The organism is Enhygromyxa salina (assembly GCF_002994635.1).
Taxonomy (GTDB): Bacteria; Myxococcota_A; Polyangia; order Nannocystales; family Nannocystaceae; genus Plesiocystis; species Plesiocystis salina_B.
Window position 1 is genome coordinate 590,953 of the sequence record NZ_PVNL01000135.1, and the last position, 13,154, is coordinate 604,106.

A 13,154-nucleotide genomic window follows, 5' to 3' on the forward strand; every position below is an offset into this window, starting at 1 on the left:
TGGCGGGCGGGATGCGCATGCGCCACCGGCCTTGGTGCGATTTGCCCCAGTTCTGCTCGAAGACCGATCGGCTCCAACAAAAACCGCGCGCCCCCGACTTCCGGGGTGGCGCGCGGTCGACTCACGGACCCTTCCTGGCCGTGAGGCTCGGAGTCTCAGACAGACACGCTGGGTTGGCTCGCGCGCGGACGCAGCAGCTGCCGCACCATGCGAACCACCGACTTCACCACGGGATGCCCCTTGATGAAGACAACCCCCACGACGTGCTTATCGTCGCCGGACACGAGGACTGCGTGGTCACCGACGAGGACACGGACGGAGGGTTCTTGGGCGATTTGCCGGAGCTTCACTGCCTCCATGACAATCGGGTTCCACCGATCATCACCGACCCACTCGGGGTCGCCGCTGTGTGCGGGGTCAGTGAACCAATCAAGTACGGCCACGATGCCATCGTGGCGCAGGACACGTTCGATCTTGCTGTTGGGCATGTTGTTTCCTGGGTTGGGGGACGACGGATTTTTACAGCTAGACGCGCACAGCGTCAATCGCGCGAGGTTACAGTGCCACTGTACTTTTTCGACACACATGCCCACATACAGCGCTCGCGCAGCGGACGCTGCCCAGATGTCGCCAACTTGTTGCTGAGGGCCCGAGAAACCGGTGTACGCGCAGTTTTGGCGCCCGCGGTCGATCGCGCGGACTGGGACACACTGGCGAAAATGACCCCCCCTCGAGGGCTCCGGCTCTACGTGGCATGGGGTCTGCATCCGTATTTTGTGTGTGAAATCACGCCCCGTGAGTCCACTACCATAGTTGAGGAATTATATGAACGCGTTTTTTCCGCAAGCTCGGATCTGCGCGCCAAGCTCCGGGCGGTGGGCGAGTGTGGCCTCGACTTCGCCCGCGCTCGAACCCCTGACACCCGCGCGCACCAAGTCCGGGTGTTTCGCGCCCAGGTCGAGCTCTCGCGCACGACCGGGCTGCCGATGTCGATTCACTGCGTGAAGGCTCAGGGGCCCATGCTCGAAGTGCTGCGTGAGCGACCGACCCCGCCGTCGGTGATGCACGCGTTCTCCGGCAGCGCGCAGACGGCCTGTCGGTTGGTCGAGGCGGGCCACTACATCTCGTTCGCCGCCAATGTGTGTGTGGAGAACGCTCGCAAGGTCGTCGAGGCCGCGCGCGCCGTGCCTGACGATCGCCTGCTGCTCGAGACCGACTCGCCGGATCAAACGCCGCCGGGTCGCCGGCCCGCCGCCAACGAGCCGGCGTTCATCATTGATGTCGCGCGGCGGCTGGCCGAGCTGCGCGGCGTCGACGTGGCCGAGATCGCGACGCTGACCCGCGACAACGGGCGCCGCGTGTTTGGCATCGACGAGCCGTTCGCCCTGCACGAATTCGACGGCGAAGATCCCGAGCGGTCGCCGTGATCATCCGTGCTCACCGGGCGACGAACGAGTAGAAACGAGCCCGTGCGTCTCTCCCGACCGCGAGCCTGGCTCGCGCTGATCTTCGTGCTCGCGGCGCTCGCGTCGATCAGCGGGTGTCGGTGCGGGAGCGAGCAACCCAGCGAAGCCGCGGCCGCCGTCCCCGAGCGCAGCCCGCCGATCACCGTCGACACCCACGCGCGCACCCAGACGCTGCGCAGGCTGGTCATCGCCGACGCCTCCCAGCTCGCCGACGCGGACCTCTCGACCATCGAATTTCTGGATCTCGCGATGAGCGAGCGCGACTCACAGGAGCGCCCGCTCGAGCTCCCGGTCCCCAGCGAGACCGGCGAGACCGGCGAGTCCGACGAGTCCGGCGAGACCGGCGAGGCCACCCTGGCCCCGGTGCCCGCGCTGTCGAGCCCCCGCTGCGAGGGCCTCGATCTGCACGTGCTCGCCGAGCGAGCGCCCCAGCTGGTCGCGCTGCGGATCAGCGGGTGTCAGGCGGCGGTTCACGCCGGTCTGTCGGCGTTCGGCGAGCGCCTCCGCGAGCTCGAGCTCGTCGACCTCGAGCTCGACGCGGTGACCGTCGCCCGGCTCTCGCAGCTGCACGGCCTCGAGGCGCTGACCTTGACGCGCGTTCACGCCGAGCCCGACGCGCTCAAGCCACTCAGCCGCAAGATCTCGCCGCGCTCCCTGACCCTGCGCGAGCTCGCCGACGACAGCCCGGTCTCGGAGCTGTTTCGGATCCTCACCGACATCCGCGAGATCCGTCTGGTCGGCCCATGGGTGGCCCACAACACGATGATCCGGGTCGGCAAGGCCAGCAAGCTCGAGCGCCTCGCGGTCATCGACAGCGAAGTCGGCAATTTTTCGCTGCACCAGATCAAGACCCTGGACCACCTGCATCAGCTCGAGTGGTCCGGCCCGGGGTTCAACAACGGCTCGCCGATCGTCCTGCGCGAGCTCCCGCTCGACGAGCTGATCTGCAACTGCCCGCGGCTCGGCGACAAGGGCCTGCGCCAGCTGCAGCTGCTGACCGGGCTGCGGACCCTGGTGCTCGAGCGCTCGGACATCAGCTCGGCCGGGCTGATCGAGCTGGCCGGGCTCAACGCCCTCAGCGATCTCACGATCCGATATCGGGACATCGACGCCGCCGGCTTCGAGGCCCTCGCGACCTTGCCGCTCGAGCGACTGGTGCTCGGTCCGGGCACGCTCGCGGATCCCGAGGCTACAGGGCTCGGCGGGCTCACGGGGCTGCGCTACCTCGACATGGAGCTCGCTGGGTTCGGCGACGCGGCGGCGCCCCAGCTAGCGACCCTCGTCGCGCTCGAGTGGCTCGGGCTCGGCGGCTCGGCGATCTCGGACGAGGGCCTGGTCCACCTCGCGCCGCTGACCCGGCTGCGCTACCTCGAGCTGCATCACACCCGGGTCACCAAGCACGGCCTGTTCAATCTGCAGGGCATGCAGGCGCTCGAGGTGCTCGAGCTCGACCACACCGACGTGGTCGACGAGGGCGTCGCGCACCTGGCCAAGCTCGGAGCGCTGCGAGAGCTCCGCCTCGATCACACGCTGATCACCGACGCCGCGATCCCCTACTTGCTCGAGCTCGACCAGCTCCAACGCCTGAACCTGGCCGAGACCGTGATCACGGCCCAGGGCGCCGCGAAGCTCGATCAGCTCCCAAACCTGGACGCGGTCAACCTCGCGGGAACCCGCGCTTTGCCGTAAATACCCCAATCGACCGGACGCGTACCGTGCTCGGCTTCGCCTCCGCGCGCTACGCCACCTTCGCTTCGCTCAGGCTCGAGGTCCCGACGACTGGGGAACGCTCTCTCATACCCCAATCGCCCGGACGCGTACCGTGCTCGGCTTCGCCTCCGCGCGCTACGCCACCTTCGCTTCGCTCAGGCTCGAGGTCCGGACGACTGGGGAACGCTCCGCTTTCTCTCATACCCCGATCGCCCGGCCGGGTGATTCACCTACCGCTCTAGGTGCCAGCGGTTGTCGGGGCCTGGGGTCAGGCGTCGGCGGGCGCCGTCGAGCCAGGCGACGCCCGCGACGACGGCGGTGATCAGCGAGCGACCGCGGGCCAGCTCGCAGGCGATCGCGCTGGCGAGGGCGCAGCCGGTCCCGCGCGGATCGGGTCCGCTCACGCGTGGGCGCTCGAGCACGAACTGGGCCGCGCCCGCTTGCTGCAGGCGATCGCGGATCCGGTCGGGCCGATCCTCGACCGCCTCGCCCTTGAACAAGGTCGCGGTGGTGCTCGGCAGCGGGCCGTGCTCGAGCAGCTGACGGGCCTCGGACTGGTTGGGGGTCAGCAGGTCGACGCGGGCCGCGAGCTCGAACAACGCGCGACTCGAGGGACCGAGGCGGCCGCCGTCGCTGGCGGCGATCACAGGATCACACACGACCAGCGGGCGAGGCTCGCGGGCGCGTAGGCTGGCGAGGAAGGCCAGGATCTGCTCGACGCGATCCGCGGGGATCATGCCGAGCTTGACCGCGCGCAGCTGCGGGTAGCTGGCGGCGTCGGCCAGCTCGCGCGCGAGGGTGTCGGCGTCAGCGCTCGCGCTGCTGGCTGGCGCGCCGTGGCCTTGTCGAGTCACGGCCGTGCAGACCGCGAGCACCTCGAGCTCGGGCGCCCGCTGGGCGATCGTCCACTCGTCTCGCAGCAGGCCGGCGCCGCCGGTCGGATCCATGCCGCCGATGATCGCGAGCCCCACGCGCGCGCCCCCAGCTCGCGGCCGCGAGCTCACTGACCTTCGCTCCGATCGGCGCTCGCGTACAGGACCCGCACCGACTCGATGTGATCCCCAGGCAACAGCGAGTCCACGACCTCGAGCCCCTCGGAGATCTGACCGACCACGGTGTAGCGCGCGTCGAGGTGCGGCTGCGCGGTCTGGGTCACGAAAAATTGCGAGCCGCCCGTGTCCTTGCCGGCCAACGCGATGCCCACGGTCCCCCGCTCGTAGCGAAGGTTCGACCACTCGCAGGGGACCACGTAGCCGGGCCCGCCGTAGCCGTCCCCGCGTGGATCCCCGCCCTGCACGACGAAGCCGGGCACGACCCGATGAAACCCAAGCCCGTCGTAGAAGCCCGCGTCGGCCAGCGCGACCAGGTTGGACTGGTTGATCGGCGCCTCGACGCCCGTGAACGCGATCGTGAAGCTGCCCGCGCTGGTCACCACCCGCAGACCCACGGGCGCCCCGGCGAGATAGGCGAGCACGTCGCTGGCCACGCGCTCGCCGAACGCCGACAGCCGAGTCGGCGCCGCGCTGCGCTCGGCCAGATCAAACTCGAGCAGCAGCTGCTCGTGCCCCAGCAGCGCCTCTCGTGCCTGGCGACGAACGGCGACGTGAGGGTCTGCGGCCAGCGGGAGGATCGTCCGCGCCAGCCATGGACTGGTCGGCGCCGGGCCGGGCGCGCTGGCGGCAGCGGGGTTGGGATCGATGCTCGCCACCGCGTTGCGAGCCAGAGCCCCGAGCGCCTCGATCCCGGCGAGGCGGGCCTCGAGCTCGGCGGGCTTCGAGCGCTGGACGACGAGCTCCTCGAGCAGGGTCACGACCTCGAGATCACGCTTGCTCGCGTCGACCGAGCGGACCGCGATCGCCGTGGCCGCGGCCGCCAGGACGCCCGGATCGGGGCTGAGCAGGGCCACGCGCAGCGCCGGGAGGACGCTGGGATCGTCGATCTCGGCCAGCGCGTGCAGGGCCGGGGTCGCGCGGGCCGGGTCGCTGGCCCGGGCCAGCTCGAGCAGGCGGGCGATCCGGGCTTGGCGTCCCGGATCATGCGGCGCGTCGTCGACCCGATCGGCGATCACGGCCTCGTCGTCGATCTCGGCGGTGCCCAAATTATTGCTGGTCCCGGGCGCGTCGGCTCGAGTCGCGCGCAGCAGCGCCTCGACCTCGAGGTTGACCAGCAAGCTGATCGGGAGCTCGACCGCTGGGGCGCCGTCCAGCTCGTGGCAGCGCGTGAGCGCGTCGATCCGTCCGCTGCGGATCGCTTGCAGCAACCGCAGCTCGCACAGCGCCAGCGCCGAGGCCTTGCGCAGCCGGGGATCCTCGCTGCGCCGACCGATCACGAGTTGATCGGCGAGCTCGACCAGCGCCGGGTCAAACTCGGACGCGGCCGCGGCCACGCCCCCGCGCATCGCCTGGAGGCCGACGATCAGGACGTGCTGCCGCGGCCCCGAGAACGACTCGATCGGCAGCGCGGCCAGTCGCTCGCGCAGCGAGGCGGCGCCGCGGGGATCTCCACCGAGCGCGCGGGCGGCCTCGACCTCGACCTCCCACGACGGCGCGTCGGTCCGCGCCAGGATCCCCGCCGGGATCGACTCGGGCAGCTCGCCGAGCGCCGCGAACGACCGCCAGGCCAGCATCGCGTGAGTCGGGCTGGCCGGGCGCTCGACGTGCGGGGTCAGGCGCTCGACCAACAGCTCGCGCGACTCCACCAGCAGCTCGCCGGACGATCGCGCGCAGCGGCTCAGGGCATAGAGGGCGGCCTCGGAGACCGCCGGATCCACGCCGGACCGCAGCTGCAGTCCGGCGCTCATGGCCTTGCCCGTGGTCTGCTCGAGGCTGAGCCCGCGGGCGCACACGATCCCCAGCGTCTGCATCGCGGCCGACCAGCGCGCGACGACCTCGGGCCCGTGATCCGGGCCCGGCACCTCGGCGAGGTCGACCCCCAGACGAGTGATCGATCGGGCGCCGCCGATCCGTGCGATCGCCAGCAGCAGCGCGCGCTGGTGGCTGAGCGCGCCTGGATCCGTGACCGCGTAGCGGGTCCACAGGGCGTCCTCGAGCAGCCCCCACGGGCCTCCCGCGAGGGGCTCGGGCGCGCCGCCGGGGTCGTGGCGCGGGACCTCCAGCAGCGCCGCCGCCGCGAGCGCGAGGCTGTCGCCGCGATCCAGCTCGACCAGCAGGCGCTCGCGGGCCTCCTCGCCGCCGATCCGCGCCAGCGACCACAGGCCGCGCTCTCGCTGCTGGGCTCCTGCGCCGTCCTCGGCGTGGCTGGGGCCGAGCAACCCAGTCAGCTGCGGCGCCATCGGCGAACGCGCCAGCTCGGGGCCGAGCACCGCGTCGGTCGCGAGCGAGGGCACGCGAGCGCCCCAGCTGGGCAGGCCCGGGCCCTCGTCGATCATGGCGGGAGCCTCGCCCGGCGCCTGTTGCTGCTGGGCCGACGACACTCCCGAGCTGGTCGAGCCCTGGCAACCCGAGCCCCACACCAGCGCCAACCCGAGGGCTGTGGCGAACATCGACAGTTGGTCCGGGCGCCGCAAGGTGTTCCGACAGTAGCGCAGGCCCCGACGCCCGGTACACTGCCCCGCATGTCCAAACAGTTCACCGGGACCGTGCGCCACAACGACCTCGAAGGCGGCTTCCTCGAGCTCGTTACTGACAAGGGTGACGTCTATCGGCTCAGCGGCGCCCAGCCGCAGGTTGGCCAGCGGGTGCGGGTCACCGGCCGCGTCGAACGCGGGGGTTTTGGGATCCACATGAGCGGTCCAGCGCTCGAGGTCGAGTCGATCGAGACTCTGTGAGAGAAATCGGCCCCAGGGTGTTGACGCCCGGCGTGGCTCAGATTAGCTTCCTGCCCCCTCCATGAGGGCAGTCCGCGCGAGGGTGGCGGAATTGGTAGACGCGCACGGTTCAGGTCCGTGTGGCTTCGGCCGTGGGGGTTCAAGTCCCTTTCCTCGCAACCTGACAGACCCGAGTCCCACGACTCGGGTTTGTTTTTTTAAAGCGCTCAGGAAGCGCTCAGGGCTTCAGTCTTCCCACTCGTCGTCGTCGACGGCTTCAACGGTGAGTCGGGCCCGGTTGGGTGCGCGCTCGGGCGGCTTTTGGCTCGGGGCTGCGGCGCGCGCCCTCGACGACGACCGCGCGCGCGTGCGGGCGGTCGGGGCGTCCGGCTCGACAGCCTGGGCCCGTCGCTTGTGCCTCCGGTCGCCGTCGTCTTCGTCGTCGTCGGTCAGGCTGGCCAGCGCGTGATCTAACTCTTGGGCGGTCGGACGCTGCTGACCAGCCGTCCCCGAGCCGGCTCGGCGCGCGGGGGACTTGCCCGACAGCACGCTGGCCGGCTTGCCGGACTTGCCGGACGTGTTGGGCATGCCGGGCGGCTCGTCGTCGATCTTGCCGAGGTCGAGCAGATCCTCGCCGTCGAAGTTTGCGAACGGATCGTCCTCGCTCGCGGCGCTGGCCGGAAACCCCTCGGCGCCGATCCCCGCGCGAGCCAGCTTGGCCCGCTCGCTGGCCAACATGCGCTCCTGCTCGAGCGCGCGGGCTTGCTCGGCGGCCAGCAAGTTGCGGGTGACCTCGAGCTCGTCGAGCAGCGAGTCGACGGTCTCCTTGTGCTTCTCGAGCTGGGCCAAGCTGGCGGCGAACCGGGCGGCGTTGCGATCCGAGGCGTCCGTCATCTCCCAGATCTTTTGCTCGGCCGAGTCGAGCGACGCGAGCATGTACTCCTGCTCCGCGGTCCGGACCTGAACCTCGAGCCGCAGCCGACGCACACGATCACCGTCGACGCCCGGTCCCGCGGCCGCGGCCGCCCCGTCGGCGCGCGCGGTGGTCAGCTCGCGAGCGTGGTCGCGGGTCCGGGCAGCCAGCTCCGAGCGCAGCCGCCCGAGCTCGCGCCGAGCCGCGTCGGGCCAGGTCGCGAGCTCGTCGGCGCTCGGACCGTCGGCCTCGCCCCGCTCGATCTGTTCGATTTGATCCGCGGCCTCGGTCGCGGCCTCGAGCTCGCGCCGCAGCTGCGAGAGCTCGAGCGAGTGCGAGTCCTGACCGGTCGACAGCCGATCATTCTCGAGCTCGCGCTCGCGCAGCTGCCGACGCAGGCTGTCACGGATCGCCGCCGCCTCCTCGAGCTGACGCTGCAGCTCGGCCTTCTCGCCCTCGCGCTGCTTGGTCAGCTCGCGCGACTCTTCGAGCTGGGTCTGCAGATCCTGGACGGTCCCGCCGAGCTGCTGGATCTCGACCAGCTTGACGTCGAGCTCGCCCTGGACCATGGCCGCGCTCGCGCGCTCTTGCTCGAGCTCGGCCTGAAGCTTGGTGACGCGCTCGCTGGCCTGGTCGAGCGCCTGCTTGGTCTGCCTGGACTCCGCGCTGGCGCGCTCGTCCCGGGCCTCGACGGCGGCGAGCTGCTCGGTGAGGTTGGCGAGCTTGTCGTTGCGGGCCCGCAGCTGAGTCCGGAGCTCGTCGACGTCGGCCGACTGACCCGCGAGCGCCGTGGTCTCTTGCTGCAGGCGGGCGAGCTGCTCGTCGCGCGCACGCAGCAGCGCCGCGAGCTCGGCCTTGCCGACCTCGAGCTGCCGCAGCTCGCGACCGAGCTCCTCGACCTCGCGCGTGCGCTTTTGCTCCTCGGCCCGCGATCGCTCGACCTGCTCGCGCAGCCGCTCGACCTCACCGCTGACCCGGACGCCCTCGAGCCGCTCCTTTTGCAGGGCCTCGCGGGTCTCCCACAGCCGACTCTCGAGCTCCTCGAACTGCCGGTTGCGCTGGCTGAGCTCGTCGCGGATCCGATCCCGGTCGACGGCAACGTCGGCGAGCATGCGGCCCTGCTCGGCCCCTTGCGCGGCGGTCGCGGTCAGCTCTTCGGCCCGCGTGCGGGTCTGGGCCAGAGCCTTGTCGGCCTCCGCGAGGCGGCGGCGCGCGGCCTCGAACTCGCCCGCGAGCCGAGACGCCTCCTCGATCTTGGCCGCCAGCGCCAGGTCTTGCTCCTTGGCTCGGCGACCGGCGACCTCGAGCTCGGCCTCCATCCGCTGGGCGAGCTTGCGCGCGCCCTCGCGCTCGGCCACGTACACCTCGTTTTGGCGGCGCAGCTCCTCGCGCTCGGCGTCGAGTGACTCGAGCCGCTCACGCTGGCGCTGCGCCTCGAACCGAACCTGCTCGAGGGCTTGCCGCTCGCTGTCGAGCTGGGTGGTCAGGCGCTCGACCGCCTTGTCCTGCTCGCCGCCCGTCCGGCTGAGGATCTGCAAGTCCGTCGCCTGGCTGCGCAGCCGCTCGTCCGCCGCGCGCAGGCTGTCCTCGGCCTCGCGGGCCCGCGCTCGCACGGCGTCGAGCTCACGGCGCAGCTCGGCCTGAGTGTTGGCGACGTTGGCCCCGACCGTGCTCTGCTCGCTGCGCGCGGCGTCGAGGTTCGAGAGCAGATCGCTGCGCTCGTCCTCGAGCCGGGCGATCTGCAGGCCCTGCTCTTGCTCGCGGGCCCGGAAGATACTCAGCTGGGTCTCGGCCTCGGTCAGGCCGTCGCGCAGGCGATCGATCTCGGCCGCCTCGACCTCGCTGGTGCGCGCGCGCAGGGCCTCGAGCTGAGACTCGAGCTCGCGGACCCGACCGTGGGCCGCGGCGACCTTGGCCGCGCGCAGGCTCAGCTCCTCGCGCAGCCGGTCGAGCTCGTCGCGGAGCTCCTCGATCTCGGCCCCGTCGCGCGACGCCCGGGGATCGGGGCCGCCGAACACTTCGTCGCGCGGCAGCGGGATCAGCAGGCACTCGCGCGACAGGCCGGCCGGGGTGCGGCTCTTGCTGGCGATCGCCAGGAAGTGGGAGGCCTCCGGAGCCTCGACCAGCAGATCTTCGCGCAACGCCAGCTGCGGCTCCTGGGGATCCCGTTCGTGCCGTTCATCCCGTTCGTCGAGAATCGGCGCGACCGAGAAGCCCTGCCAGGGCATCTGCGCCAGCATGTCGACCCGGGCGAACACGGCGTTGATCTGATCTTCGAGGGCCCAAAAATCGACCTGCGACGAGCCGGCCAGCGTGCGCCCGAACGCCTCCGCTTCGCGCTGCTCGATCCACGCGCAGAACATGCCCTCGTCACGCAGGATCCGATGGCTCTCGCGCAGCAGCTCGCGTCGATCCGTGGACCGCAGGCGCCCGAACGCCTCGATGCACATCACGATGTCGATGCTCTCGTCACGCAGGGGCAGGCGCGACCCACTCGATGGCCGCACCTCCATGCCCGCCTCGGACGGAAAGTCGCCGCCGATCACCAACACCCTGCGCGCTCCCGCGCTCAGCAACCGCCGTGGCCCCTCCGGCCCGCTGGGCTGGATCACCACGACCGTTCGGGCGAGTACCCAGCGCTCGAGCGCGAGGTATGCGGGCAAGTGGAACACGAGCGCTTCGGGCCCGCATGATACTCGGTTTCTCAGACCCCCACAGCCGTGATCCTTGGGGGCTCTACGGACGTGCAGTTCGGGGGTCGGGACCCGGGCCCGGCGCATCGAAGCGCGCTGACGCTCCACCGTCGGCGCCAGCCGTGCCGGCCGCGGGGGTACAATCAAGCCGTGAACGAGCCCGTCAAGTACAAGAAGCCGCGCAAGTTCAACATCGTCGTGATCGTCATCCTCGCGGTGTTGATCGGCGGCGGCTACGTGCTGTGGATCTACATCCCGGCCTACTTTCGCAAGGGCGAGGTCATGCGCGTGCTCGATGAGACCTCCTCGGAGTTCACTGGCCAGGCCTCACGGATGCTGGCGGAGCCCAAGCTGGTCGACCACATGCTGTCCGAGATGCGCAACGACATCGAGGAGCTCGGGGTCCAGGATCCGCAGTCCGAGTACTGGATCGAGGTTGATGACGACGACCAGATCCGATTCGGGGCGCTGTACTCGGACTGGATTGACCTGCCCTTCGGCGAGCCCAAGGAGGTCGTCAACGAGCTCGAGATCCTGTGTACCCGACAGGGGCGCGGCACGGCGTGGACCTGCGAAGGCCGCGAGCTCGACTCGGCGAACATCGGCGACGAGCTGCCGGTCGATCCCAACGCGCCGTGAACCACCGCCCGGGTGCTCGCGCCCCTGCGGCGACCCCGTGAGTGGACCCAGGTCGGTCGCGCCAAAAGCTCCCAGGACGCGCCCTACAGCGGGGTTTGGCTGGTCACGCGAGGGGTCCCCGCGAGCGCCTGGTGACGCCGCTCCGACCCCGGTTGATCTACCAAGCCCCGGTGACCTACGCTCTGTGCGCGAGGCCGTCCGAGGCGATGTCCGGTAAGCTCATCCTGCTGGGGGAAAAGACCGTCGAGTACCCCCTGACCGCGTTCAACACGCTCGGTCGCCATCCTGACAACAGCATCCAGGTGCTCGATCGGATCGTGTCGAAGGAGCACGCTCGGATCACCTTGGCACCCAACGGTCGCTGGGTCATGCGTGACGCGGGCAGCCTCAACGGCACCCTGGTCAACGGCGAGCGGATCGGCGAGGCCGTGCTCAACGACGGCGACCGGATCCAGCTGGGCAACACCAACTTCGCGTTCGCCGAAGACAACCCGCAGGCGCAGCAGGCCGAACAGCAGGCGCACCGTGGCCGCGTCACGATGATGCCGGGCCAGGTCCAGAGCGAGGTCCGCAACCGCATCGACGCGAGCAAGCGCTTCGTGCCGGTCGCCGAGATCACCGACATGGAGGTGCTCAAGGCCGACTACGAGAAGCTGCGGGTGGCTCACGAGCTCTCGCAGAAGCTCGCGGTCGGCACCGACCTCGACATGCTCCTGCAGCAGATCGTCGACGAGACCTTTCAGATCATCCGCGCCGATCGGGCCGTGATCCTGCTCTACGATCCCGACACCGACATGCTGACGCCGGCCTACGTGCGTCAGAAGCGGGCCGACGAAGAGATCAAGCTCTCGAACACGATCCTCGACGAGGTCAAGCGCAACAAGGCCGCGGTGCTGTCGTCCGACGCCATGGTCGACGAGCGCTTCAAGGCGGCCAAGAGCATCATCATGCAGGGCATCCGCTCGACCATGGCGGTGCCGCTGCTGGTCGCCGACCAGCTCGTCGGGGCGTTTCACGTCGACTCGATGCTGGCCAGCGGGGCGTTCACCGACAAAGATCTGCTGTTGTTCTCGGGCATCGCCACCCAGGCCGCGATCGCGATCCAGAACTTCCGCCTCGCCAAGAAGATCGAGCACGAGGCCGCGACCCGGGCCGAGTTCCAGCGCCTGCTGTCCCCCAACCTCGTCGACCAGATCGTCTCGGGCGCGCTGACCCTCGATCAGGCCGGGGCCAACCGCGAGGTCACGATGCTGTTCGCCGACATCCGCGGCTTCACCTCGATGAGCGAGCGGCACACGCCCGAGGAGATGGTCGAGACCCTCAACAACTACTTCGAGTTCATGGTCGACGTGCTGTTCAAGCACGGCGGCACCCTCGACAAGTACGTTGGCGACGAGATCATCGGCCTGTTCGGCGCCCCCGTGGAGCTCCCCGACGCCCCGGTCCGCGCGGTCCGCTGCGCCCTCGACATGCTCAAGGCCCTCGAGGAGTTCAACCTCACCCGCGCCAGCGAGGGCAAAGAGACGATCAGGATCGGGATTGGGATCAACTCCGGCCGGGTGATCGCCGGCGCGATCGGGTCGTCGCGCACGCTGCAGTACACGGTGATCGGCGACGCCGTGAACATCGCCGCGCGGCTGTGCAGCGTCGCCAAGTCGGCCGAGATCATCATCTCGCCCTCGACCATGTCGCAGTGCCAGGCGTATGTGATCGGCGAGCAGCGCGAGCCGGTCACCGTCAAGGGTAAGGCGGAGCCGATTCAGATCTGGAACATCACGGGCCTGCAGGAGCAAGACCTAGAGGTCCCCTCCGTCGCCCGACGCAACCCCACCGCCCCCTTCCGCACCACTCAAGAGCCGTAAATCCTCTAGATTTGGAGGAACTCCAAATCTAGAGGATTTACTACTAATTCTTTATTGAGGGGCTTCGCAGCCCCTCCCCCCATGCCGACGAAGTCGTCATGGGGC

Annotated in this window: 9 protein-coding genes and 1 tRNA gene; 6 read left to right on the top strand and 4 right to left on the bottom strand. The window is 69.9% G+C overall.

Going from position 1 to position 13,154, the window contains the following annotated elements; all coding sequences use genetic code 11:
• Positions 1-155 precede the first annotated feature (155 nt).
• Entirely contained in the window at positions 156-488 is a 333-nt protein-coding gene (locus tag ENSA7_RS45595) for a hypothetical protein (RefSeq protein ID WP_244924034.1), read from the bottom strand.
• Between the two features lie 72 nt (positions 489-560).
• Here ENSA7_RS45595 and ENSA7_RS36725 point away from each other — a divergent pair, with 72 nt between their 5' ends.
• Positions 561-1,427: a TatD family hydrolase gene (locus ENSA7_RS36725; RefSeq protein ID WP_244924033.1), complete on the top strand. Its 867-nt coding sequence runs from the start codon at positions 561-563 to the stop codon at positions 1,425-1,427.
• 42 nt (positions 1,428-1,469) lie between these two features.
• Positions 1,470-3,155, top strand: a complete 1,686-nt coding sequence (locus ENSA7_RS36730) for a leucine-rich repeat domain-containing protein (RefSeq protein ID WP_106094071.1) — start codon at positions 1,470-1,472, stop codon at positions 3,153-3,155.
• Positions 3,156-3,406: 251 nt separating this feature from the next.
• Here ENSA7_RS36730 and ENSA7_RS36735 read toward each other — a convergent pair whose 3' ends face one another.
• Together ENSA7_RS36735 and ENSA7_RS45600 are read right to left on the bottom strand one after the other, a co-directional pair.
• Positions 3,407-4,147: a bifunctional hydroxymethylpyrimidine kinase/phosphomethylpyrimidine kinase gene (locus ENSA7_RS36735; RefSeq protein ID WP_106094072.1), complete on the bottom strand. Its 741-nt coding sequence runs from the start codon at positions 4,145-4,147 to the stop codon at positions 3,407-3,409.
• A 29-nt stretch (positions 4,148-4,176) separates the two neighbouring features.
• Complete coding sequence (locus ENSA7_RS45600; RefSeq protein WP_244924028.1) at positions 4,177-6,678, bottom strand: peptidylprolyl isomerase; 2,502 nt, start codon at positions 6,676-6,678, stop codon at positions 4,177-4,179.
• A 72-nt stretch (positions 6,679-6,750) separates the two neighbouring features.
• Here ENSA7_RS45600 and ENSA7_RS36745 point away from each other — a divergent pair, with 72 nt between their 5' ends.
• Both ENSA7_RS36745 and ENSA7_RS36750 read left to right on the top strand, forming a co-directional pair.
• On the top strand, positions 6,751-6,963 hold the full coding sequence (locus ENSA7_RS36745; RefSeq protein ID WP_106094073.1) for a DUF5818 domain-containing protein: 213 nt from the start codon (positions 6,751-6,753) through the stop codon (positions 6,961-6,963).
• Positions 6,964-7,039: 76 nt separating this feature from the next.
• Positions 7,040-7,121 (top strand) — tRNA-Leu (locus ENSA7_RS36750).
• 67 nt (positions 7,122-7,188) lie between these two features.
• Here the strand turns inward: ENSA7_RS36750 and ENSA7_RS36755 are convergent.
• A complete protein-coding gene (locus tag ENSA7_RS36755; RefSeq protein WP_181234463.1) occupies positions 7,189-10,527 on the bottom strand; it encodes a methyltransferase domain-containing protein in 3,339 nt (1,112 codons plus the stop codon).
• A gap of 171 nt (positions 10,528-10,698) precedes the next feature.
• Here ENSA7_RS36755 and ENSA7_RS36760 point away from each other — a divergent pair, with 171 nt between their 5' ends.
• Together ENSA7_RS36760 and ENSA7_RS36765 are read left to right on the top strand one after the other, a co-directional pair.
• On the top strand, positions 10,699-11,187 hold the full coding sequence (locus ENSA7_RS36760; RefSeq protein ID WP_106094075.1) for a hypothetical protein: 489 nt from the start codon (positions 10,699-10,701) through the stop codon (positions 11,185-11,187).
• Positions 11,188-11,393: 206 nt separating this feature from the next.
• The gene (locus ENSA7_RS36765) at positions 11,394-13,049 is read left to right on the top strand and encodes an adenylate/guanylate cyclase domain-containing protein (protein ID WP_106094105.1); all 1,656 of its coding nucleotides are present in this window, start codon (positions 11,394-11,396) and stop codon (positions 13,047-13,049) included.
• The last annotated feature ends 105 nt before the right edge of the window (positions 13,050-13,154 follow it).

Bases quoted from the DNA above. Each gene is read 5' to 3' on its own strand.
- ENSA7_RS45595 (WP_244924034.1), bottom strand. From the start codon at position 488: ATGCCCAACAGCAAGATCGAACGTGTCCTGCGCCACGATGGCATCGTG.
- ENSA7_RS45600 (WP_244924028.1), bottom strand. From the start codon at position 6,678: ATGTTCGCCACAGCCCTCGGGTTGGCGCTGGTGTGGGGCTCGGGTTGC.
- ENSA7_RS36745 (WP_106094073.1), top strand. From the start codon at position 6,751: ATGTCCAAACAGTTCACCGGGACCGTGCGCCACAACGACCTCGAAGGC.
- ENSA7_RS36765 (WP_106094105.1), top strand. From the start codon at position 11,394: ATGTCCGGTAAGCTCATCCTGCTGGGGGAAAAGACCGTCGAGTACCCC.